The sequence below is a fragment of the Streptomyces sp. L7 genome (genome assembly GCF_050990935.1).
Lineage (GTDB): Bacteria > Actinomycetota > Actinomycetes > Actinomycetales > Microbacteriaceae > Leifsonia.
The window spans coordinates 502,443-518,612 of sequence record NZ_CP194644.1 but is presented as its reverse complement, the minus strand read 5'-3'; the positions used below and the strand labels follow the sequence as shown (position 1 = coordinate 518,612).

Here is a 16,170-nt window from a genome sequence, read left to right as displayed (position 1 = left end):
GCCCTTCCACACCGCAGTGACCATCCAAGGAGCATCGTGCCGTCTCCCGTCCTTCTCGCCGACACCGCGCCCTCCTCCGGCGCTCTCCGTGCGCCCCGCTCCTGGCTGCACACCGACGCGCCGACGCTCTCGCTGAACGGCGACTGGCGGTTCCGGCTCTCCCCCACCGCCGACCTCCCGGACGACGTCGCACGCACCGACCTGGACGACGCCGGCTGGGACACCCTTCCGGTCCCGGCGCACTGGGTCCTGCACGGCGACGGCCGCTACGGGCGCCCGATCTACACCAACGTGCAGTACCCGTTCCCGATCGAGCCGCCCTTCGTGCCCGACGAGAACCCGACAGGCGACTACCGGCGCCGGTTCGACCTTCCGGGCGGGTGGCCCCCCGACGCCCGCGTCGTGCTGCGCTTCGACGGTGTCGAATCGCTCTACCGGGTCTGGCTGAACGGTGTGGAGGTCGGCTCCGCGAGCGGCAGCCGGCTCGCCCACGAGTTCGATGTGACCGAGCAGGTCCGCGCCGAGGGGAACCTTCTCGCCGTGCGCGTGCACCAGTGGTCGGCGGCGAGCTACCTGGAGGACCAGGACCAGTGGTGGCTGCCCGGCATCTTCCGCGACGTGACGCTCAGCGCACGCCGCCCCGACGGTCTGGAGGACGTCTGGCTCCGCACCGCGTTCGCGGACGGCGCCGGCACGCTCGTCCCCGAGGTCACCGCGGGCGCGGCCGCCTTCCCGGTCATCCTGCGCGTCCCCGAGCTCGGCGTGGAGGCCGTCTGGGAGTCGGCCGCCGACGTCGCCGCGATCGAGGTCGGGCCGGTCGAGCCGTGGACCGCCGAGACCCCACGGCTCTACGACGCCACGGTCGCCGCCCAGGGCGAGACCGTCTCGCTGCGCCTCGGCTTCCGCACCGTGGAGATCCGCGGCGACCGGTTCCTCGTCAACGGGCGCCGGGTCGTCTTCCACGGGATGAACCGGCACGAGACGCACCCCGAGCGCGGCCGGGTCTTCGACGAGGAGCACGCCCGCGCCGACCTGATCCGGATGAAGCAGTTCAACGTGAACGCCATCCGCACGAGCCACTACCCGCCGCACCCGCGCCTCCTCGACCTCGCCGACGAGCTGGGCTTCTGGGTGATCCTCGAGTGCGACCTGGAGACGCACGGCTTCGAGAAGGCCGGTTGGCGGGACAACCCGAGCGACGACCCGCGCTGGCGCGACGCCTACCTGGACCGCATCCGGCGCACCGTGGAGCGGGACAAGAACCATCCCGCGATCGTGCTGTGGTCGCTCGGCAACGAGTCCGGCACCGGCGCGAACCTGGCCGCGATGTCCGCCTGGGCGCACGACCGCGACCCCGAGCGTCCGGTGCACTACGAGGGCGACTACACCGGCGAGTACACCGACGTCTACTCGCGGATGTACTCGTCCGTCCCGGAGACCGAGCAGATCGGCACGGACGGCTCGCTCGCCCCGCTGCTCGGCTGCACGCCGGCGCAGGGTGCGCGTCAGCGGACCAAGCCGTTCATCCTCTGCGAGTACGCCCACGCGATGGGCAACGGCCCCGGCGCGCTCGACCAGTACGAGGCACTGGTGGACTCTCACCCGCGGCTGCACGGCGGGTTCGTCTGGGAGTGGCGCGACCACGGCATCCTGACCCGCACGGCGGACGGCGCGCCCTACTATGCGCACGGCGGGGACTTCGGGGAGGTCGTCCACGACGGCAACTTCGTGATGGACGGCATGGTGCTGTCGAACGACGTGCCTACCCCCGGCCTGCACGAGTTCGCGGCGGTGGCGCAGCCGGTCGCGCTGGCGTTCGACGGGGACGAGGTGGTCGTGAGGAATCGGCGGCACAGCGCGAGCACCGCCGACCTGACGCTGCGCTGGACGGTCGAGCACGACGGGCGCGAGGCGGCCTCCGGGACACTCGACCTCCCGGTGGTGGAGGCCGGCGACTCGGCCCGGGTGCCGCTGCCCGACGTCTCCGTCGCCGAGGACGCCGAGACGTGGCTCACGGTGACGGCCGTGCTCGCCGCCGACACGGCCTGGGCTCCTGCCGGTCACGTCGTCGCCCGGGCGCAGCTCGACCGCTCGGCCGCCCGGCGCCTGCGGCCCGCCCGACGCCCCCACGACTGGAGGGAGGCAGAGGGCACACTCACTCTCGGCCCGACCTCCTTCGAGAGCGGCCGCCTCGTCGCCCTCGCCGGGCGAGCCGTCGCCGGGCCGCGCCTGGAGCTGTTCCGCGCCCCGACCGACAACGACGAGGGCGCGGCGTACGGCGACCTCGCCTACAGCGACGCGAGCATCGTCGGCGTCCCCAGTGCGAGCCTCTGGCGGGAGCAGGGCCTCGACCGGCTGACGCACCGACTGGTCGCGGTGCACGAGGCAGAGGACGCCGTGCGGACCGTCACGCGCGTGGCGGCGGCGAATTCCGTGCACTTCGTGACCGTCGAGACCATCTGGACGCTGACCGACGGCGAGCTCGACCTCCGGGTGGAGATCGAGCCGTCCACCGGCTGGTCCAGCGTGTGGCCGCGGATCGGCGTGCGGTTCGACCTCCCCGACCGCGACGGCGTCGTCGACGGCGCCGAGTGGTTCGGCACCGGTCCGCTGGAGTCCTACCCCGACAGCACTCGCGCCGCCTCCGTCGGCCGGTTCCGCGCCGGCATGGAGGAGCTGAACGTGGAGTACGCCCGCCCGCAGGAGACCGGGCACCGCTCTGCCGTCCGGGAGGTCGACCTGGGCGCGTTCGGCTTCACCGCGTTCCCGGACGGCCGCGGACGCCTCCCGGGCTTCTCGCTGTCTCGGCACACACCCCAGCAGGTCGCCGCGGCGGACCACCCGCACGAGCTGCCGGAGTCCGACACCACCTACCTGTTCGTGGACGCCGCCCAGCACGGCCTCGGCTCGCGCGCGTGCGGCCCGGACGTCTGGCCGCAGTTCGCCCTCCGTGCCGAGGCCCGCACCCTCCGCCTCCGCTTCCGCGCCTGAGCAGCCATCGCTTCCTCACTTTCTCCCGCTCCGGACCGGCGTGTCGCGGGACAAAGTGAGGAAGCGATGGCTGCGGAGGGGGGGGGGCTATTTGTTGAGGGGGTCATGTCGGCGTAGCGGTCGCCGACGGGGGCGGCGACGGCGTCGAGGCGGGCGAGCTGCTCGGGCGTGAGGTCGAGGTCGGCAGCGGCGACGTTCTGCTCCAGGTTCTCGACCCGACGCGTGCCCGGGATGGGCGCGAGGTCGTCGCCGCGGGACAGCAGCCACGCAAGCGCGACCTGGCCCGGCTTGGCGCCGGCCTCCCGCGCGACCTCGTCGACCTGCTCCACGATGCGGATGTTGGCCTCCAGGTTGTCGCCCTCGAACCGCGGGTTGAAGCGGCGGAAGTCGTCCTCGGCGAGCTGGTCGAGCGAGCGGATCGAGCCGGTGAGGAAGCCGCGGCCGAGCGGCGAGTACGGTACGAAGCCGATTCCGAGCTCGCGCACCGTCGGCAGCACCTCCGCCTCGGGGTCGCGCGTCCACAGCGAGTACTCGGTCTGCACCGCGGTCACCGGGTGCACCGCGTTGGCGCGCACGATGGTCTCCGGCGCGGCCTCCGACAGCCCGTAGTGCCGGATCTTGCCCTCCTCGATCAGTTCCTTCAACGCGCCGACGGTCTCCTCGATCGGCGTGCCCGGGTCCATCCGGTGCTGGTAGTAGAGGTCGATGCGGTCGGTCTGCAGCCGCTTCAGCGAGCCCTCGACCGAGAGCCGGACGTTCTCGGGTGAGCCGTCCAGACCGCGCTCGCCCTTCGACCGGTGCAGGATGGTGCCGAACTTGGTGGCGATCACCACCTGGTCGCGGCGGCCTCCGGCGAAGGCGCGGGCCAGCAGCTCCTCGTTCGTGTAGGGGCCGTAGATCTCCGCGGTGTCGAAGAAGGTGACCCCGAGGTCCATCGCCCGGTGGATGGTCCGGATCGACCCGGCGTCGTCGTCGCCGGCCCCGGTGTAGAACGCGCTCATGCCCATGCAGCCGAGGCCGAGTCGCGAGACCTCGAGCTTCTCCGTACCCAGTGTGATCGTCATCAGTGCCATGCCTTCACGATATCCCCGTGTCCCCGGCGGCTGGTACGGTCGCGGCATGGCCCTCACGAAGTACTACGTCGCCTCTTCCATCGACGGCTTCATCGCCGACCTGCATGACCGCATCGAGTGGCTCATGCAGTTCGGCTTCGAGGAGTTCGACGAGCATTACCAGCAGTTCATCTCCGGCATCGGCGCGCTCGTGATGGGCGCCACGACGTATGAGTTCGTGCTCGGCGAGCAGGGGCCGTGGCCGTACCAGGACATCCCCACCTGGGTGGTCACCCACCGCACGCTGCCGGTCCCGGAGGGCGCGGTCGTCACGTTCTTCTCCGGCGACATCGCCCAGCTCGACGCCGAGCTGCGGGACGCCGCAGACGACCGGGACGTGTGGATGGTCGGCGGCGGCGCGCTCGCGGCCCAGTTCGCCGACCGCGGCCTGATCGACGAGCTGCACGTCACCTACGTGCCGGTGCTGGTCGGCTCGGGCAAGCCGCTGCTCCCGGTCGCCGAGGCCAGCCGCCCCCTCGTGCTCTCCGGCACCAAGACGTTCCCCTCCGGCGCCGTGGAGCACGTCTACCGCTTCGCCTGACCCCCGCCCGCCGCCGAAGGGCGGGAGCAGAGCGACAGGGTCAGGCGCGGCGCTTCTTGGCGGCGACGCCCTCGGCGGGCTCGTCCGCGGGCAGGGGGCGGGCGATCGGGATGCGGCTGCCCAGCACCTGCGCGACCAGGTCGCGTGCGATCTTCTGCGGCGTGAGCCCGGCGTCGTCCAGGATCTGGCTGCGCGTCGCATGGTCGATGAACGCGTCGGGCAAACCGAGCTCGTCCACCGCAGTGTCGATGCCGGCCTCGCGAAGGTCCTGGCGCACGCGCGTGCCGATCCCGCCGACCCGGATGCCGTCCTCGATCGTCACGACGATGCGGTGGTCGGCGGCCAGGCTCAGGATGCTGCGCGGCACCGGGACGACCCAGCGCGGGTCCACGACGGTCGCGCCGATCCCCTGCGCCGCGAGCCGGTCGGCGACCTTGAGCCCGAGGTCGGCCATCGGGCCGACCGTCACGAGCAGGACATCCTTGCTGTCGGACTCGCGCAGCACGTCCACGCCGTCCTCCAGGCGCCGCAGCGCGGGGATGTCCGCCTGCACGTCGCCCTTCGGGAACCGCAGCACGGTCGGCGCGTCGTCGACGGCCACGGCCTCCGCCAGCTCCTCCCGGAACCGGGAGCCGTCGCGCGGCGCGGCGAGCCGGATGTTCGGGACCACCTGCAGGATCGCCAGATCCCAGATGCCGTGGTGGCTCGGCCCGTCCGGACCGGTGACCCCGGCGCGGTCGAGCACGAACGTGACGCCGGCCTTGTGCAGCGCGACATCCATCAGCACCTGGTCGAACGCCCGGTTGATGAAGGTGGCGTAGATCGCGACGACCGGGTGGAGGCCGCCGTACGCGAGGCCCGCCGCGCTCGTTGCAGCGTGCTGCTCGGCGATGCCGACGTCGTGCACCCGGTCGGGGAACCGCTCCGCGAATTTGTGCAGGCCGGTCGGTCGCAGCATCGCGGCGGTGATGCCGACGATCTTCGGGTTCTTCTCGGCGAGCTTCACGATCTCGTCGGAGAAGACGCCCGTCCAGCTCTGCCCGGTCGAGCTCTCGAGGGCCTCACCGGTCTCCGGGTCGATCTGGCCGACCGCGTGGAACTGATCGGCGGCGTCGCGCAGGGCCGGCTCGTAGCCACGGCCCTTCTGCGTGATCGCGTGCACGATGACGGGCGCGCCGTAGTTCTTCGCCTGGCGCAGCGCCTCCTCCATCGCCTCGATGTCGTGGCCGTGCACCGGCCCGATGTACTTGATGTCGAGGTTCGAGTACAGCGACTCGTTGTTGGAGAAGCGGCTGAGGAAGCCGTGCAGGCCGCCGCGGATGCCGCGGTAGAACGACTGGCCGGGAGCCCCGAGCTTGTCGAAGGCCTTGCGGCTGCTCAAGTACAGGTTGCGGTAGCCGCGGCGCGTGCGCACCGTGTTGAGGAATCGCGCCATGCCGCCGATCGTCGGGGCGTAGGAGCGCCCGTTGTCGTTGACGATGATGATCAGCCGGCGGTTGTTGTCGTCGGAGATGTTGTTGAGCGCCTCCCACGTCATCCCGCCGGTCAACGCGCCGTCGCCCACGACCGCGACCACGTGCCGGTCGTTCTGGCCGGTCATCTCGAAGGCGCGGGAGATCCCGTCGGCCCAGCTCAGCGACGACGACGCGTGCGAGCTCTCGACGATGTCGTGCTCCGACTCTGAGCGCTGCGGGTAGCCGGCGAGCCCGCCCCGCTGGCGCAACCGGGAGAAGTCCTGGCGACCGGTGAGCAGCTTATGGACGTACGACTGGTGCCCGGTGTCGAAGACGATCGCGTCCCGCGGCGAGTCGAAGACCCGGTGGATGGCGATCGTCGTCTCGACCACACCGAGGTTCGGCCCCAAGTGCCCGCCGGTCTTGGCGACGTTGGCGACCAGGAACGCGCGCACTTCGGCAGCGAGCTGGTCGAGCTCCCGTTCCGTGAGCCGGTCGAGATCACGCGGCCCGTGGATGGTTTCGAGGATGCTCATGGATTTCAGTGTAGGACCGTGTGAATCGGAGGAGGCTCGGAACCGACGATCCCGAGCCTCCCCGTGACAACGGTCTGGTTACACCAGGCTCCTCAGGACGTACTGCAGGATGCCGCCGTTGCGGTAGTAGTCGGCCTCACCGGGGGTGTCGATCCGGACCACAGCGTCGAACTCGACGGTCTGCTTGCCCTCGGGCGAGTGCTCGGTCGGCTCGGCGACGACGTGCACGGTCTTCGGCGTGCGGCCCTCGTTGAGTTCCTCCAGCCCGGTGATCGAGAAGGACTCGGTGCCGTCCAGCCCCAGCGAGTCGGCGCTCTCGCCGGCCGGGAACTGCAGCGGGACGACGCCCATGCCGATCAGGTTCGAGCGGTGGATGCGCTCGAAGCTCTCGGTGATGACCGCGCGGACGCCCAGGAGGCTGGTGCCCTTCGCCGCCCAGTCGCGCGACGAGCCGGAGCCGTACTCCTTGCCGCCGAGCACGACGAGCGGGGTGCCCTGCGCCTGGTAGTTCTGCGAGGCGTCGTAGATGAACGACTGCGGACCGTCCGCCTGGGTGAAGTCACGCGTGTAGCCACCCTCGACACCGTCCAGGAGCTGGTTGCGCAGGCGGATGTTCGCGAACGTGCCACGGATCATCACCTCGTGGTTGCCGCGGCGCGAGCCGTAGGAGTTGAAGTCCTTGCGGTCGATGCCGTGCTCGTTGAGGTACTGTCCGGCCGGGCTGTCCGCCTTGATGGAGCCGGCGGGCGAGATGTGGTCGGTGGTGACCGAGTCGCCGAGCTTGGCCAGGACGCGGGCGCCGGTGATGTCGGCGACCGGCGTGGTCTCCAGCGTCATGCCCTCGAAGTACGGGGGCTTGCGCACGTAGGTGGACTTCTCGTCCCACTCGAAGACAGAGCCGGTCGGGGTGGCCAGCGACTTCCAGCGCTCGTCGCCCTCGAAGACCGACGCGTACTGGGTGACGAACATGCCCTCGTTGATGGAGGAGTCGATCGTCTGCTGCACCTCGGCGGCGTCCGGCCAGATGTCCTTCAGGAACACGTCGTTGCCGTCGGCGTCGGTGCCCAGCGGGTCCACCTCGAAGTCGAAGTTCATCGACCCGGCGAGCGCGTAGGCGATGACCAGCGGCGGGCTCGCCAGGTAGTTCATCTTCACGTCGGGGTTGATGCGTCCCTCGAAGTTGCGGTTGCCCGAGAGCACGGCGGTGACGGCGAGGTCGCTGTCGTTGACCGCCTGCGAGATCTCGTCCAGCAGCGGGCCCGAGTTGCCGATGCAGGTGGTGCAGCCGTAGCCGACCGTGTAGAAGCCGAGGGCCTCCAGGTCCTTGGTGAGGCCGGCCTTCTCGTAGTAGTCCGTGACGACCTTGGAGCCGGGAGCCAGCGTGGTCTTGACCCACGGCTTGGCCTTGAGGCCCTTCGCGGCCGCGTTGCGGGCCAGGAGGCCGGCGGCCAGCATGACCGACGGGTTGGACGTGTTGGTGCACGAGGTGATCGCCGCGATCGCGACCGCGCCGTGGTCGATCACGAAGTCGGTGCCGTCGCCCAGCGTGACCGGCGTCGGGCTGGAGGCCGTCTTGGGCGCGTGGCTGTGGTGCGTGTGCACGTGGTGGCTGTGGCCGTCCTCCGGCGACAGCTCGCCCGGGTCGGAGGCCGGGAAGGACTCCGAGATGGTCAGGTCGACCAGATCGTGCGAGATGTCCGCGTAGTCCACCAGGTCCTTCTCGAACTGGCCCTTCGCGTTGCTCAGCTCGATGCGGTCCTGCGGGCGCTTCGGGCCGGCGATGGACGGGACGACCGTCGAGAGGTCGAGCTCGAGGTACTCGGAGAACACCGGCTCGTTCGCCGGGTCGTGCCACAGGCTCTGCGCCTTCGAGTACTCCTCGACCAGGGCGACCTGCTCCTCGCTGCGGCCGGTGAGGCGCAGGTAGTCGAGGGTGACGTCGTCGATCGGGAACATCGCGGCGGTGGAGCCGAACTCGGGGCTCATGTTGCCGATGGTGGCGCGGTTGGCCAGCGGGACCTCCGCGACGCCGGCGCCGTAGAACTCCACGAACTTGCCGACCACGCCGTGCTTGCGCAGCATCTGCGTGATGGTGAGAACGACGTCGGTCGCGGTGACGCCGGTGGGGATGGCGCCGGTGAGCTTGAAGCCGACGACCTTCGGGATGAGCATGGAGACCGGCTGGCCGAGCATGGCCGCCTCCGCCTCGATGCCGCCGACGCCCCAGCCGAGCACGCCGAGGCCGTTGACCATGGTGGTGTGCGAGTCGGTGCCGACGCAGGTGTCCGGGTAGGCGAGCAGCTCGCCGCCGACCTCGCGGGTCATCGTGACGCGCGCCAGGTACTCGATGTTCACCTGGTGGACGATGCCGGTTCCCGGCGGGACGACCTTGAAGTCGTCGAACGCGGTCTGGCCCCAGCGCAGGAACTGGTAGCGCTCGCCGTTGCGCTCGTACTCGATGTCGGTGTTGCGCTCCAGCGCATCCGCCGTGCCGAACAGGTCGGCGATGACAGAGTGGTCGATGACCATCTCGGCCGGGGCGAGCGGATTGATCTTGTCCGGGTCGCCGCCGAGCGACGACACGGCCTCGCGCATGGTGGCGAGGTCGACGATGCAGGGGACGCCGGTGAAGTCCTGCATGATGACGCGGGCCGGTGTGAACTGGATCTCGGTGTCGGGCTCCGCCTCCGGGTCCCAGCCGCCGAGGGCCTTGATGTGGTCGGCGGTGATGTTGGCACCGTCCTCGGTGCGCAGCAGGTTCTCCAGCAGCACCTTGAGGCTGAACGGGAGCTTCTTGTAGCCGTCGACCGTGTCGATCTTGAAGATCGTGTAGTCCTTCGACCCCACCGTCAGGGTGCTTTTCGCACCGAAACTGCCGAACTCTGAATCAGTCGTAGCTGACACTGTGCCTTCTCCTTCGTCGGCAGGCGAGATCCCGCGCGCCGTGTCCATCTTTGTCGTGCGTCGAAGCCTGTTTCCAGCAAGGTAATCCTAAGTGGTGGCACCAGGAAAGTATCTTGACGTCGAGATAAAATCTAGCACGTTCAGACCCGGTCGAACACCAGGCCGCGCCGCCGGGCGAAGCGGTAGAACAGCTCGATGCCGGCCGCTCCCACCGCCCCCACCGCGATGCCCCACAGCAGTGCCGTGTCGAGCGAGAGGTGCATCTCGAAGAAGCTCGCGGCGCCCGGGATGACGCACACCAGCACGAACGCCGTCGCCACCCCGCCGAGCAGGAACCAGCGCCAGGTCGTGAGCGGCCGGGTGAGGACGCACAGGATCCAGAGCGACACGCAGAACAGCGCCACCGTCGTCACGCTGCGCGCCTCGTGCAGCGGGATGGAGCGGTGCAGGGGCGCGTACGCCACGACCGCGGTCAGCCCAGCGATGACGCCGCTCGGGATCGAGTACCGCAGGATGCGCGAGAGCACGCCCGGCGTGTAGATGCGCTTGTTCGGCGCCAGCGCCAGGAAGAAGGAGGGGATGCCGATCGCCAGCGTCGACACCAGCGTGAGCTGGCGCGGCAGGAACGGGAACGGCCACAGCACGACGGCGCTGAACAGGGCGAGCAGGATGCCGTAGACCGTCTTCGCCAGGAAGATGTTGGACACCCGCTCCACGTTGGCGATCACCCGCCGGCCGGAGGCGAGCACGTCCGGCAGCCGGTCGAAACGGTTGTCGAGCAGCACCAGCCGGGAGACGGCCTTGGTCGCCGCCGTCGCCGTTCCCATCGCGATGCCGAGGTTCGCGTCCTTGATGGCCATCGCGTCGTTCACGCCGTCGCCGGTCATCGCCACCGTGCGGCCCTGGCGTTGCAGCAGGCCGACGGCCGTGCGCTTCTGCTCCGGGCTCACCCGGCCGAAGATGCTGGACCGCTCCAGCGCGGCGGCCAGGTCGTCGTCTGTCTCCAGGGTGGAGGCGTCCACGGCCTCGCCCTCCATGTTCAGCGCCCGGGCGACGGCCTCCACCGTGACCGGGTTGTCACCCGACATCACGACCACGCGGACGGCCTGCTCGCCGAAGTAGCCCAGCGTCTCCGGGGCCTCCGGTCGCAGCGTCTCCCCGAGCACGACCAGCAGCGCCGGCTGTACCCGCACGTCGTCGAGCGGGACGTGCGTGCCGTGCGGGAGCGGGTCGATCGCCCGCGCGAGCGCCAGCGTCCGCCGCCCGGTCGAGGCGATCGACGTCGCGCGCCGCAGCGCCTCCTCGTGCCCGGCGAGCACGCGCTCCGGCGCGCCCAGCACCCACGCGCTCTCCTCGTCCGCCACACGCATGACGAGTCCGCTGTACTTGGTCGCCGAGCTGAACGGGATGCGCCGCTCGACCCGGAACCGGTCGCTCCGGAACCCGGTCGAGAGGATGCCGGACGTCGCGTTCCCGGTATCATCCGCCCCGAACGCCGCGAGCGCGATCTCCGCGAGCTCGGTCGGGACGTCCCCGATCGCCTCGGTGCCCTCCAGCACCAGCTCGCCGGTGGTGAGCGTCCCGGTCTTGTCGAGGCAGAGCACATCGACGCGCGCCAGCACCTCCACCGCCGCCAGCTCCTGCACCAGCACCTTGCGCGCGGCGAGCTGGATGGCGGCGACCCCGAACGCGAGGCTGGTCAGCAGCACCAGCCCCTCCGGGATCATCCCGACCACGGCAGCGACCGCGTCGAGCAGCGCCCGCCGCCAGCGGGAGTCCGTGAAGAGCTCGGTGAAGCCGCCGTAGGCGAGCACCCGGCCGATGATCGTCACCAGGATGATCGGGCCGAGGATCCAGGAGAGGTAGACGAGGATGCGGTTGGTCGCGTCGCGCAGCTCGGAGTGCACGAGCGAATGCCGGCGGATCTCGCTGGTCAGCTTGCTCGCGTAGGAGTCCGCTCCCACCGCGGTGACGATCGCATAGCCGGTGCCCGTGGCGACGTGGGAGCCGGAGAGCAGCCGGGCGCCCTCGTCCTTGAACACCGGGTCGGACTCCCCGTCAGCAGCGACTCGTCCACCGAGAGCCCCGTGCTCTCGGCCACGACCGCGTCGGCGGGGATCTGGTCGCCCGGGCGCAGCACCAGGAGGTCGTCGAGCACGACGTCCTCCAGCGCGATCGCGACCACCTGCCCGTCTCGGCGGACCCGGCTCTCCGGCGCCGCCAGCAGGGCCGCCCGGTCGAGCACGCGCTTGGCCCGCACCTCCTGGACGATGCCGATCAGGGCGTTGACGACCACGACGCCGTAGAAGAAACCGTCCCGCAGGTCGCCGAGCAGCAGCACCGCGATGAAGCAGCCGGTGAGGATGCCGTTGAACAGCGTGAAGATGTTCTCGCGCAGGATGTCGGAGATCGACCGCGACCCCGGCTGGCGCTGGAGGTTGACGCGGCCGTCCGCGCGGCGCTCTGCGACTTGCGCGGCGCTCAGCCCCTCCCTGGTGCGCGCGTCGAGCATCCTCCCCCTCCTGGACTCGTGCTAGCCGGCGCTGTCGCCGTGCGGCTTCTGGGCCGTCGATTGCGGCCTCTGCGGGAACTGCCCCTTCACCACGAACCACGTGATGAGCAGCAGCGGAGCATAGAGCGGGACGCCCATCAGGAGCTTGGTGAGGGCGAGGGCGCTGGTGGCGGCGTCGGTGTGCGCCAGATAGAGCGGCACCTGCACGAGCAGTCGAGCGGCGAAGAGCAGGAACCAGAGGAACGTCAGGGCCTGCATCACCCGGAACTTCGACTTCACCGACCGCCACGCGAGCCCGTCGCCCATGAGGTAGCCGGCCGCGAGGCCGATCAGCGGCCAGCGGATCAGGATGGAGATGAGGAGCGCGGCGGCATAGGCCGCGTTCGTCCAGATCCCCAGGATGAAGTTGTCCTCGCCGCGCCCGGTGATGAGCGCGAGGATCGCGGAGATCCCGACGCCGATCAGGCCGGCCAGTGCCTGGGTGACCGGCGTCTTGCCGACGATCCGCACCGCTGTGAAGACGACGGCGACGGCGACCGAGACGCCGATCGACAGCGGGACGTTCTGCGTGAACGTGAAAAGGATGAGGAAGACCAGTCCGGGGAGGATGGTCTCCAGCAGGCCGCGCACGCCGCCGAGGGCGGAGAGCAGCGCGGTGCCGGTCGGCGTCTCGCCGTCGACGAGCTGGCCCATGCCGGAGTTGCGCGCGGCCTTGGCCAGGCTCTCGCCGAGCGTGGAGGCGACCGGGTCGCGCTCCTCGTCCCCGGGCTCCGGGCGGTGCTGCTCGGTCACGTCGCGCCCACCGCTCACAGCGAGCTGTATCCGCTGTCGCCGGTGCTCGGGGCCGACGGCATGCGCAGCGGGATGAGGTCCCGCGGCGGCATGGGGGTGTTGCCGCGCACCACGACGATGCTGCGGAAGAGGTCCTCCACCAGCGCGGCGGCCTCCGGCTTCACGGCCGCGTCACCGGCGATCACGCCGCGCAGGAACCAGCGCGGGCCGTCGACGCCGACGAAGCGCGCGACGCGGGTCTCGCCCGGGGCGCCCTGCGGCGCGGCGATGGGGATCTCGGCGACCAGCTCCGGGCCGAACACCCCGTCGCGCTCGCTCACGCGGCCGCCCTGGCGCTGCACCTGCTCGGCGATCTGGCCGCGGATCTCGTGCCAGAGGCCCGTGGAGCGCGGAGCGGCGAACGGCTGCACCTGCAGGGTCGAGTTCGCGTAGTCGAGCCCGACGGCCACGACGCGCTGCGACTCCTCCTCGACCTCCAGGCGGAGGTGCAGGCCCTCGCGGGGCAGGATCTTGACGCCGCCGAGGTCGACGTAGGGACGGACCGGGTTCGCCTCGCTGTCGTCGAGGGGACCTTCGATCTCCCGATCCTCCGGCGCGGACTTCTCCACGTCCTGAGGCTCGGCCTCGCCGGGGGTGTCGATGCTGTCGGTCAAGCGTGATCTCCTGCCTGGGTGACGGTGTAGCCGGACGAGCCGAAGCCCGCGGTGCCGCGGTGGCTGTCCGGGAGGGTGTCGACGGGGATGAACCGGGCCTGCGCGACCGGCATGACGATCAACTGCGCGATCCTGTCGCCGACGGCGATATCGTACGACATCGACCTGTCCGTGTTCAGGACGGTCACCTTGATCTCGCCGCGATAGCCTGCGTCCACGGTGCCCGGCGCGTTGACGATGGTGATGCCGTGGCGCATGGCCAGGCCGCTGCGCGGCACCACGAAGCCGACGTAGCCCTCCGGCAGCGCGATCGAGACCCCGGTCGGGACGGTGTGCCGCTCCCCCGGCGCCAGCGTGACGGGCTCCGCCGCGCACAGGTCGGCGCCCGCGTCACCGGGGTGGGCGTACACGGGAAGGCGGTCGGCGACGATCGGGACGTCCACGGTTTCGGTCACGTGTCGAGGGTAGTGCACGAAGGATGATCGAATAGTCCCATGGACCTCTACCGAGAACGGCTGTGGGCGACCCCCTGGCTCTTCGTCTCCACCATCCTCGTCGTGCCCGCCGTGATGCTCGTCTTCGCCCCGATCAACTTCGCCGTCGGCGTCGTGCTGGCGATCGTCTTCTACGCGGCGATCGTGATCGCGCTGCTCGCCTCCGCTCCCGTGGTCCGGGTGACCGCGGCCGAGCTCACCGCAGGGAACGCGAGGATCCCGCTGGAGTTCATCGGGGAGCCGAAGGCGTTCACCGGCGAGGAGGCGACGATGGAGCGCGGCCAGCGGCTGGACGCGCGCGCCTGGCTGCTCATCCGCGGCTGGATCAAGCCGGTCGTGAAGGTGCCGGTGCTCGATGTGGACGACCCGGCGCCCTACTGGCTGATCTCGACAAGAAACCCGGACCAGCTGGTCCGGGTTCTCGATGAGGCCCGGCGTCCTCTGTAGTCCCGTTCGGGGCTCATCGGCGTCGGGCGTGCGGTGCGTCGCTCAGGCGGCGCACTCCATGCAGATCGGTCCGAGCTTGGTCTCGTGGTCGATCTGCGAGCGGTGCTTCACCAGGAAGCAGTTCACGCAGGTGAACTCGTCGGCCTGGGGAGGCAGCACCACGACGTCGAGGTCGAGGTCCGACAGGTCGGCGCCGGGGAGCTCGTAGCCGCCCGGGTTGTCGGCGTCTTCGACGTCGACGACACCAGACATCTTGTCCGGAACTCGCTCCTTGAGGGCCTCGATCGACTCGGAGTCGTCCTCGGTCTTCCGCGGTGCGTCGTAATCCGTTGCCATGCCCATCCACTTCTCGTCGTACGGCCGATTCTCGCAATCGGCGGCCATAGTTTGCATCAATCGCCTGCGAATAGCAAAACCGCGCAGGAGCCTCTCAGCGTTTGCTCGGTGTTCAACTTCCGGCACGCCCGCGGTATTCCCCGGAAGTCCCCCGTTCTCGTGGCATTCTGGGCCCGAACGAACGCGAGCTCGGAAGGCATCACAATGCAGGATTTGAAGGTCATCGGGGTCGAGAACGGTGCGATCGTCGCCGTCGGCGACGACGGTGAACGCTTCCGCATCGCCGTCGACGACACGCTGCAGTCGAAGATCCGGCAGGTGCGACAGCAGGCGTCCGCCGAAGTCCCCAAACTGTCCCCGCGGGAGATCCAGGCCCACATCCGTTCGGGGATGTCCGCCGACGACGTCGCGGCGGTCACGGGCGCGCCCCTGGAGTACGTCCAGCGCTTCGAGGGCCCGATCGTGGCCGAGCGCGAGCACGTGGTAGCGAGCGCCCTCAGCGTCCCGGTCCGCACGGCCGCCGAGGTCGACCCACTGGGCGAACCCGACACGTTCGGCTCCGTCATCCGCGACCGCCTCGCCTCGCTCGGCGTGGCCGGCGAGCGCTGGGCGAGCTGGAAGGACGCCGAGACCGGCTGGATCGTGAAGCTCGAGTTCACCGCCGACGAGATCGACCACGACGCCCGCTGGAGCTACGACCTCCGCAAGCACGCGCTCGCACCGCTCAACTCGGAGGCCACTACGCTCTCCCAGGCCGGCGAGCTGCGCGGGGGCGCCCTCATCCCGCGCCTGCGCGCCGTCCTCCCGCACGAGGGCGAGCCGGACAGCTCCCGCTTCGACAGCGGAGCCTTCACCTTCCCCGCCCCCGGCATCGACCTGCTCGGCCCGGAGGTCACCCAGCCCATCGAGCCGCTGGAGCCGCACGCTCCCGGCCGTGCCAACAACTCCATCACGGTCTCCGCGATCAAGCGCGCGGACGAGACGCCGCGCGACCTGCACCAGACCGCCGACCTCCTGGAGGCGCTGCGGCGCCGCCGCGGGGAGCGCGAGGCCGCCGGCTACGAGGAGCCGGCACCGCGGAACGACCGCGGCGACCGGAACGGCCGCCACGAGCAGGTCGAGCAGCCGACGCTCCTCGACCCGATCACGCCGTTCCGGGTGGTCGAGGAATCCATCACAGTCATCGAGGAGTTCGGTCCGCCCCCGGCGTCCCCGCCCTCGGGTACCCCGACCTCCAGCGCCCCCACGCCTCCTCCGCCCGCGCCGCTGTCCTCCACCCAGGAGCAGACCCCGGTCTCGAACGGACGCCGCAAGGGGCGGGCCGCGATGCCGAGCTGGGACGAGATCGTCTTCGGCGCGCGCACGGACGACGACCTGGCCTGAGGAAGACGACCTGGC

Annotated in this window: 11 protein-coding genes and 2 pseudogenes; 4 read left to right on the top strand and 9 right to left on the bottom strand. The window is 70.4% G+C overall.

Translation table 11 applies throughout. The features are described 5' to 3' along the window. The first annotated feature begins 36 nt into the window (after positions 1 to 36). Positions 37 to 2,991 carry a glycoside hydrolase family 2 TIM barrel-domain containing protein gene (locus ACR5MH_RS02555; protein WP_433862247.1) on the top strand — a complete coding sequence of 985 codons (2,955 nt, stop codon included), beginning with the start codon at positions 37 to 39 and terminating at the stop codon, positions 2,989 to 2,991. Between the two features lie 107 nt (positions 2,992 to 3,098). Here ACR5MH_RS02555 and ACR5MH_RS02550 read toward each other — a convergent pair. Next, positions 3,099 to 4,058, bottom strand: a pseudogene (locus tag ACR5MH_RS02550) (aldo/keto reductase); the annotation flags it as partial. 52 nt (positions 4,059 to 4,110) lie between these two features. On the opposite strand from ACR5MH_RS02550, the gene ACR5MH_RS02545 reads away from it, so the two are divergent. Next, positions 4,111 to 4,644: a dihydrofolate reductase family protein gene (locus ACR5MH_RS02545; protein WP_433862246.1), complete on the top strand. Its 534-nt coding sequence runs from the start codon at positions 4,111 to 4,113 to the stop codon at positions 4,642 to 4,644. A gap of 40 nt (positions 4,645 to 4,684) precedes the next feature. Here ACR5MH_RS02545 and dxs read toward each other — a convergent pair whose 3' ends face one another. The 7 genes and pseudogenes from dxs to dut all read right to left on the bottom strand — a co-directional run bounded on the left by dxs (position 4,685) and on the right by dut (position 13,950). Continuing rightward, positions 4,685 to 6,634, bottom strand: coding sequence for a 1-deoxy-D-xylulose-5-phosphate synthase (dxs, locus tag ACR5MH_RS02540; RefSeq protein WP_431350101.1), 1,950 nt, complete (start codon positions 6,632 to 6,634; stop codon positions 4,685 to 4,687). Between the two features lie 78 nt (positions 6,635 to 6,712). After that, positions 6,713 to 9,538, bottom strand: coding sequence for an aconitate hydratase AcnA (gene acnA / locus ACR5MH_RS02535; RefSeq protein WP_433862245.1), 2,826 nt, complete (start codon positions 9,536 to 9,538; stop codon positions 6,713 to 6,715). Between the two features lie 140 nt (positions 9,539 to 9,678). Continuing rightward, positions 9,679 to 11,265, bottom strand: a complete 1,587-nt coding sequence (locus ACR5MH_RS02530; protein WP_433862589.1) for an HAD-IC family P-type ATPase — start codon at positions 11,263 to 11,265, stop codon at positions 9,679 to 9,681. Next, positions 11,257 to 12,050, bottom strand: a pseudogene (locus tag ACR5MH_RS02525) (cation-translocating P-type ATPase); the annotation flags it as partial. The gene ACR5MH_RS02530 and the pseudogene ACR5MH_RS02525, both read right to left, overlap by 9 nt. 21 nt (positions 12,051 to 12,071) lie before the next feature. Then, positions 12,072 to 12,842 (bottom strand): DUF3159 domain-containing protein, encoded by a 771-nt coding sequence (locus tag ACR5MH_RS02520; protein ID WP_431350104.1) that lies wholly within the window; start codon positions 12,840 to 12,842, stop codon positions 12,072 to 12,074. A 14-nt stretch (positions 12,843 to 12,856) separates the two neighbouring features. Beyond that, positions 12,857 to 13,495: a DUF3710 domain-containing protein gene (locus tag ACR5MH_RS02515; protein WP_433862244.1), complete on the bottom strand. Its 639-nt coding sequence runs from the start codon at positions 13,493 to 13,495 to the stop codon at positions 12,857 to 12,859. Beyond that, positions 13,492 to 13,950 carry a dUTP diphosphatase gene (gene dut / locus ACR5MH_RS02510; protein WP_431350105.1) on the bottom strand — a complete coding sequence of 153 codons (459 nt, stop codon included), beginning with the start codon at positions 13,948 to 13,950 and terminating at the stop codon, positions 13,492 to 13,494. Before dut ends, ACR5MH_RS02515 begins: the two co-directional genes overlap by 4 nt. Before the next feature lie 39 nt (positions 13,951 to 13,989). Between dut and ACR5MH_RS02505 the strand changes: the two genes are divergently transcribed. Continuing rightward, positions 13,990 to 14,436 carry a DUF3093 domain-containing protein gene (locus ACR5MH_RS02505; RefSeq protein ID WP_431350106.1) on the top strand — a complete coding sequence of 149 codons (447 nt, stop codon included), beginning with the start codon at positions 13,990 to 13,992 and terminating at the stop codon, positions 14,434 to 14,436. A gap of 42 nt (positions 14,437 to 14,478) precedes the next feature. Here ACR5MH_RS02505 and ACR5MH_RS02500 read toward each other — a convergent pair whose 3' ends face one another. After that, positions 14,479 to 14,772: a DUF4193 domain-containing protein gene (locus tag ACR5MH_RS02500; RefSeq protein WP_369963084.1), complete on the bottom strand. Its 294-nt coding sequence runs from the start codon at positions 14,770 to 14,772 to the stop codon at positions 14,479 to 14,481. A gap of 204 nt (positions 14,773 to 14,976) precedes the next feature. On the opposite strand from ACR5MH_RS02500, the gene sepH reads away from it, so the two are divergent. Beyond that, the gene (gene sepH / locus ACR5MH_RS02495; protein WP_431350107.1) at positions 14,977 to 16,155 is read left to right on the top strand and encodes a septation protein SepH; all 1,179 of its coding nucleotides are present in this window, start codon (positions 14,977 to 14,979) and stop codon (positions 16,153 to 16,155) included. The last annotated feature ends 15 nt before the right edge of the window (positions 16,156 to 16,170 follow it).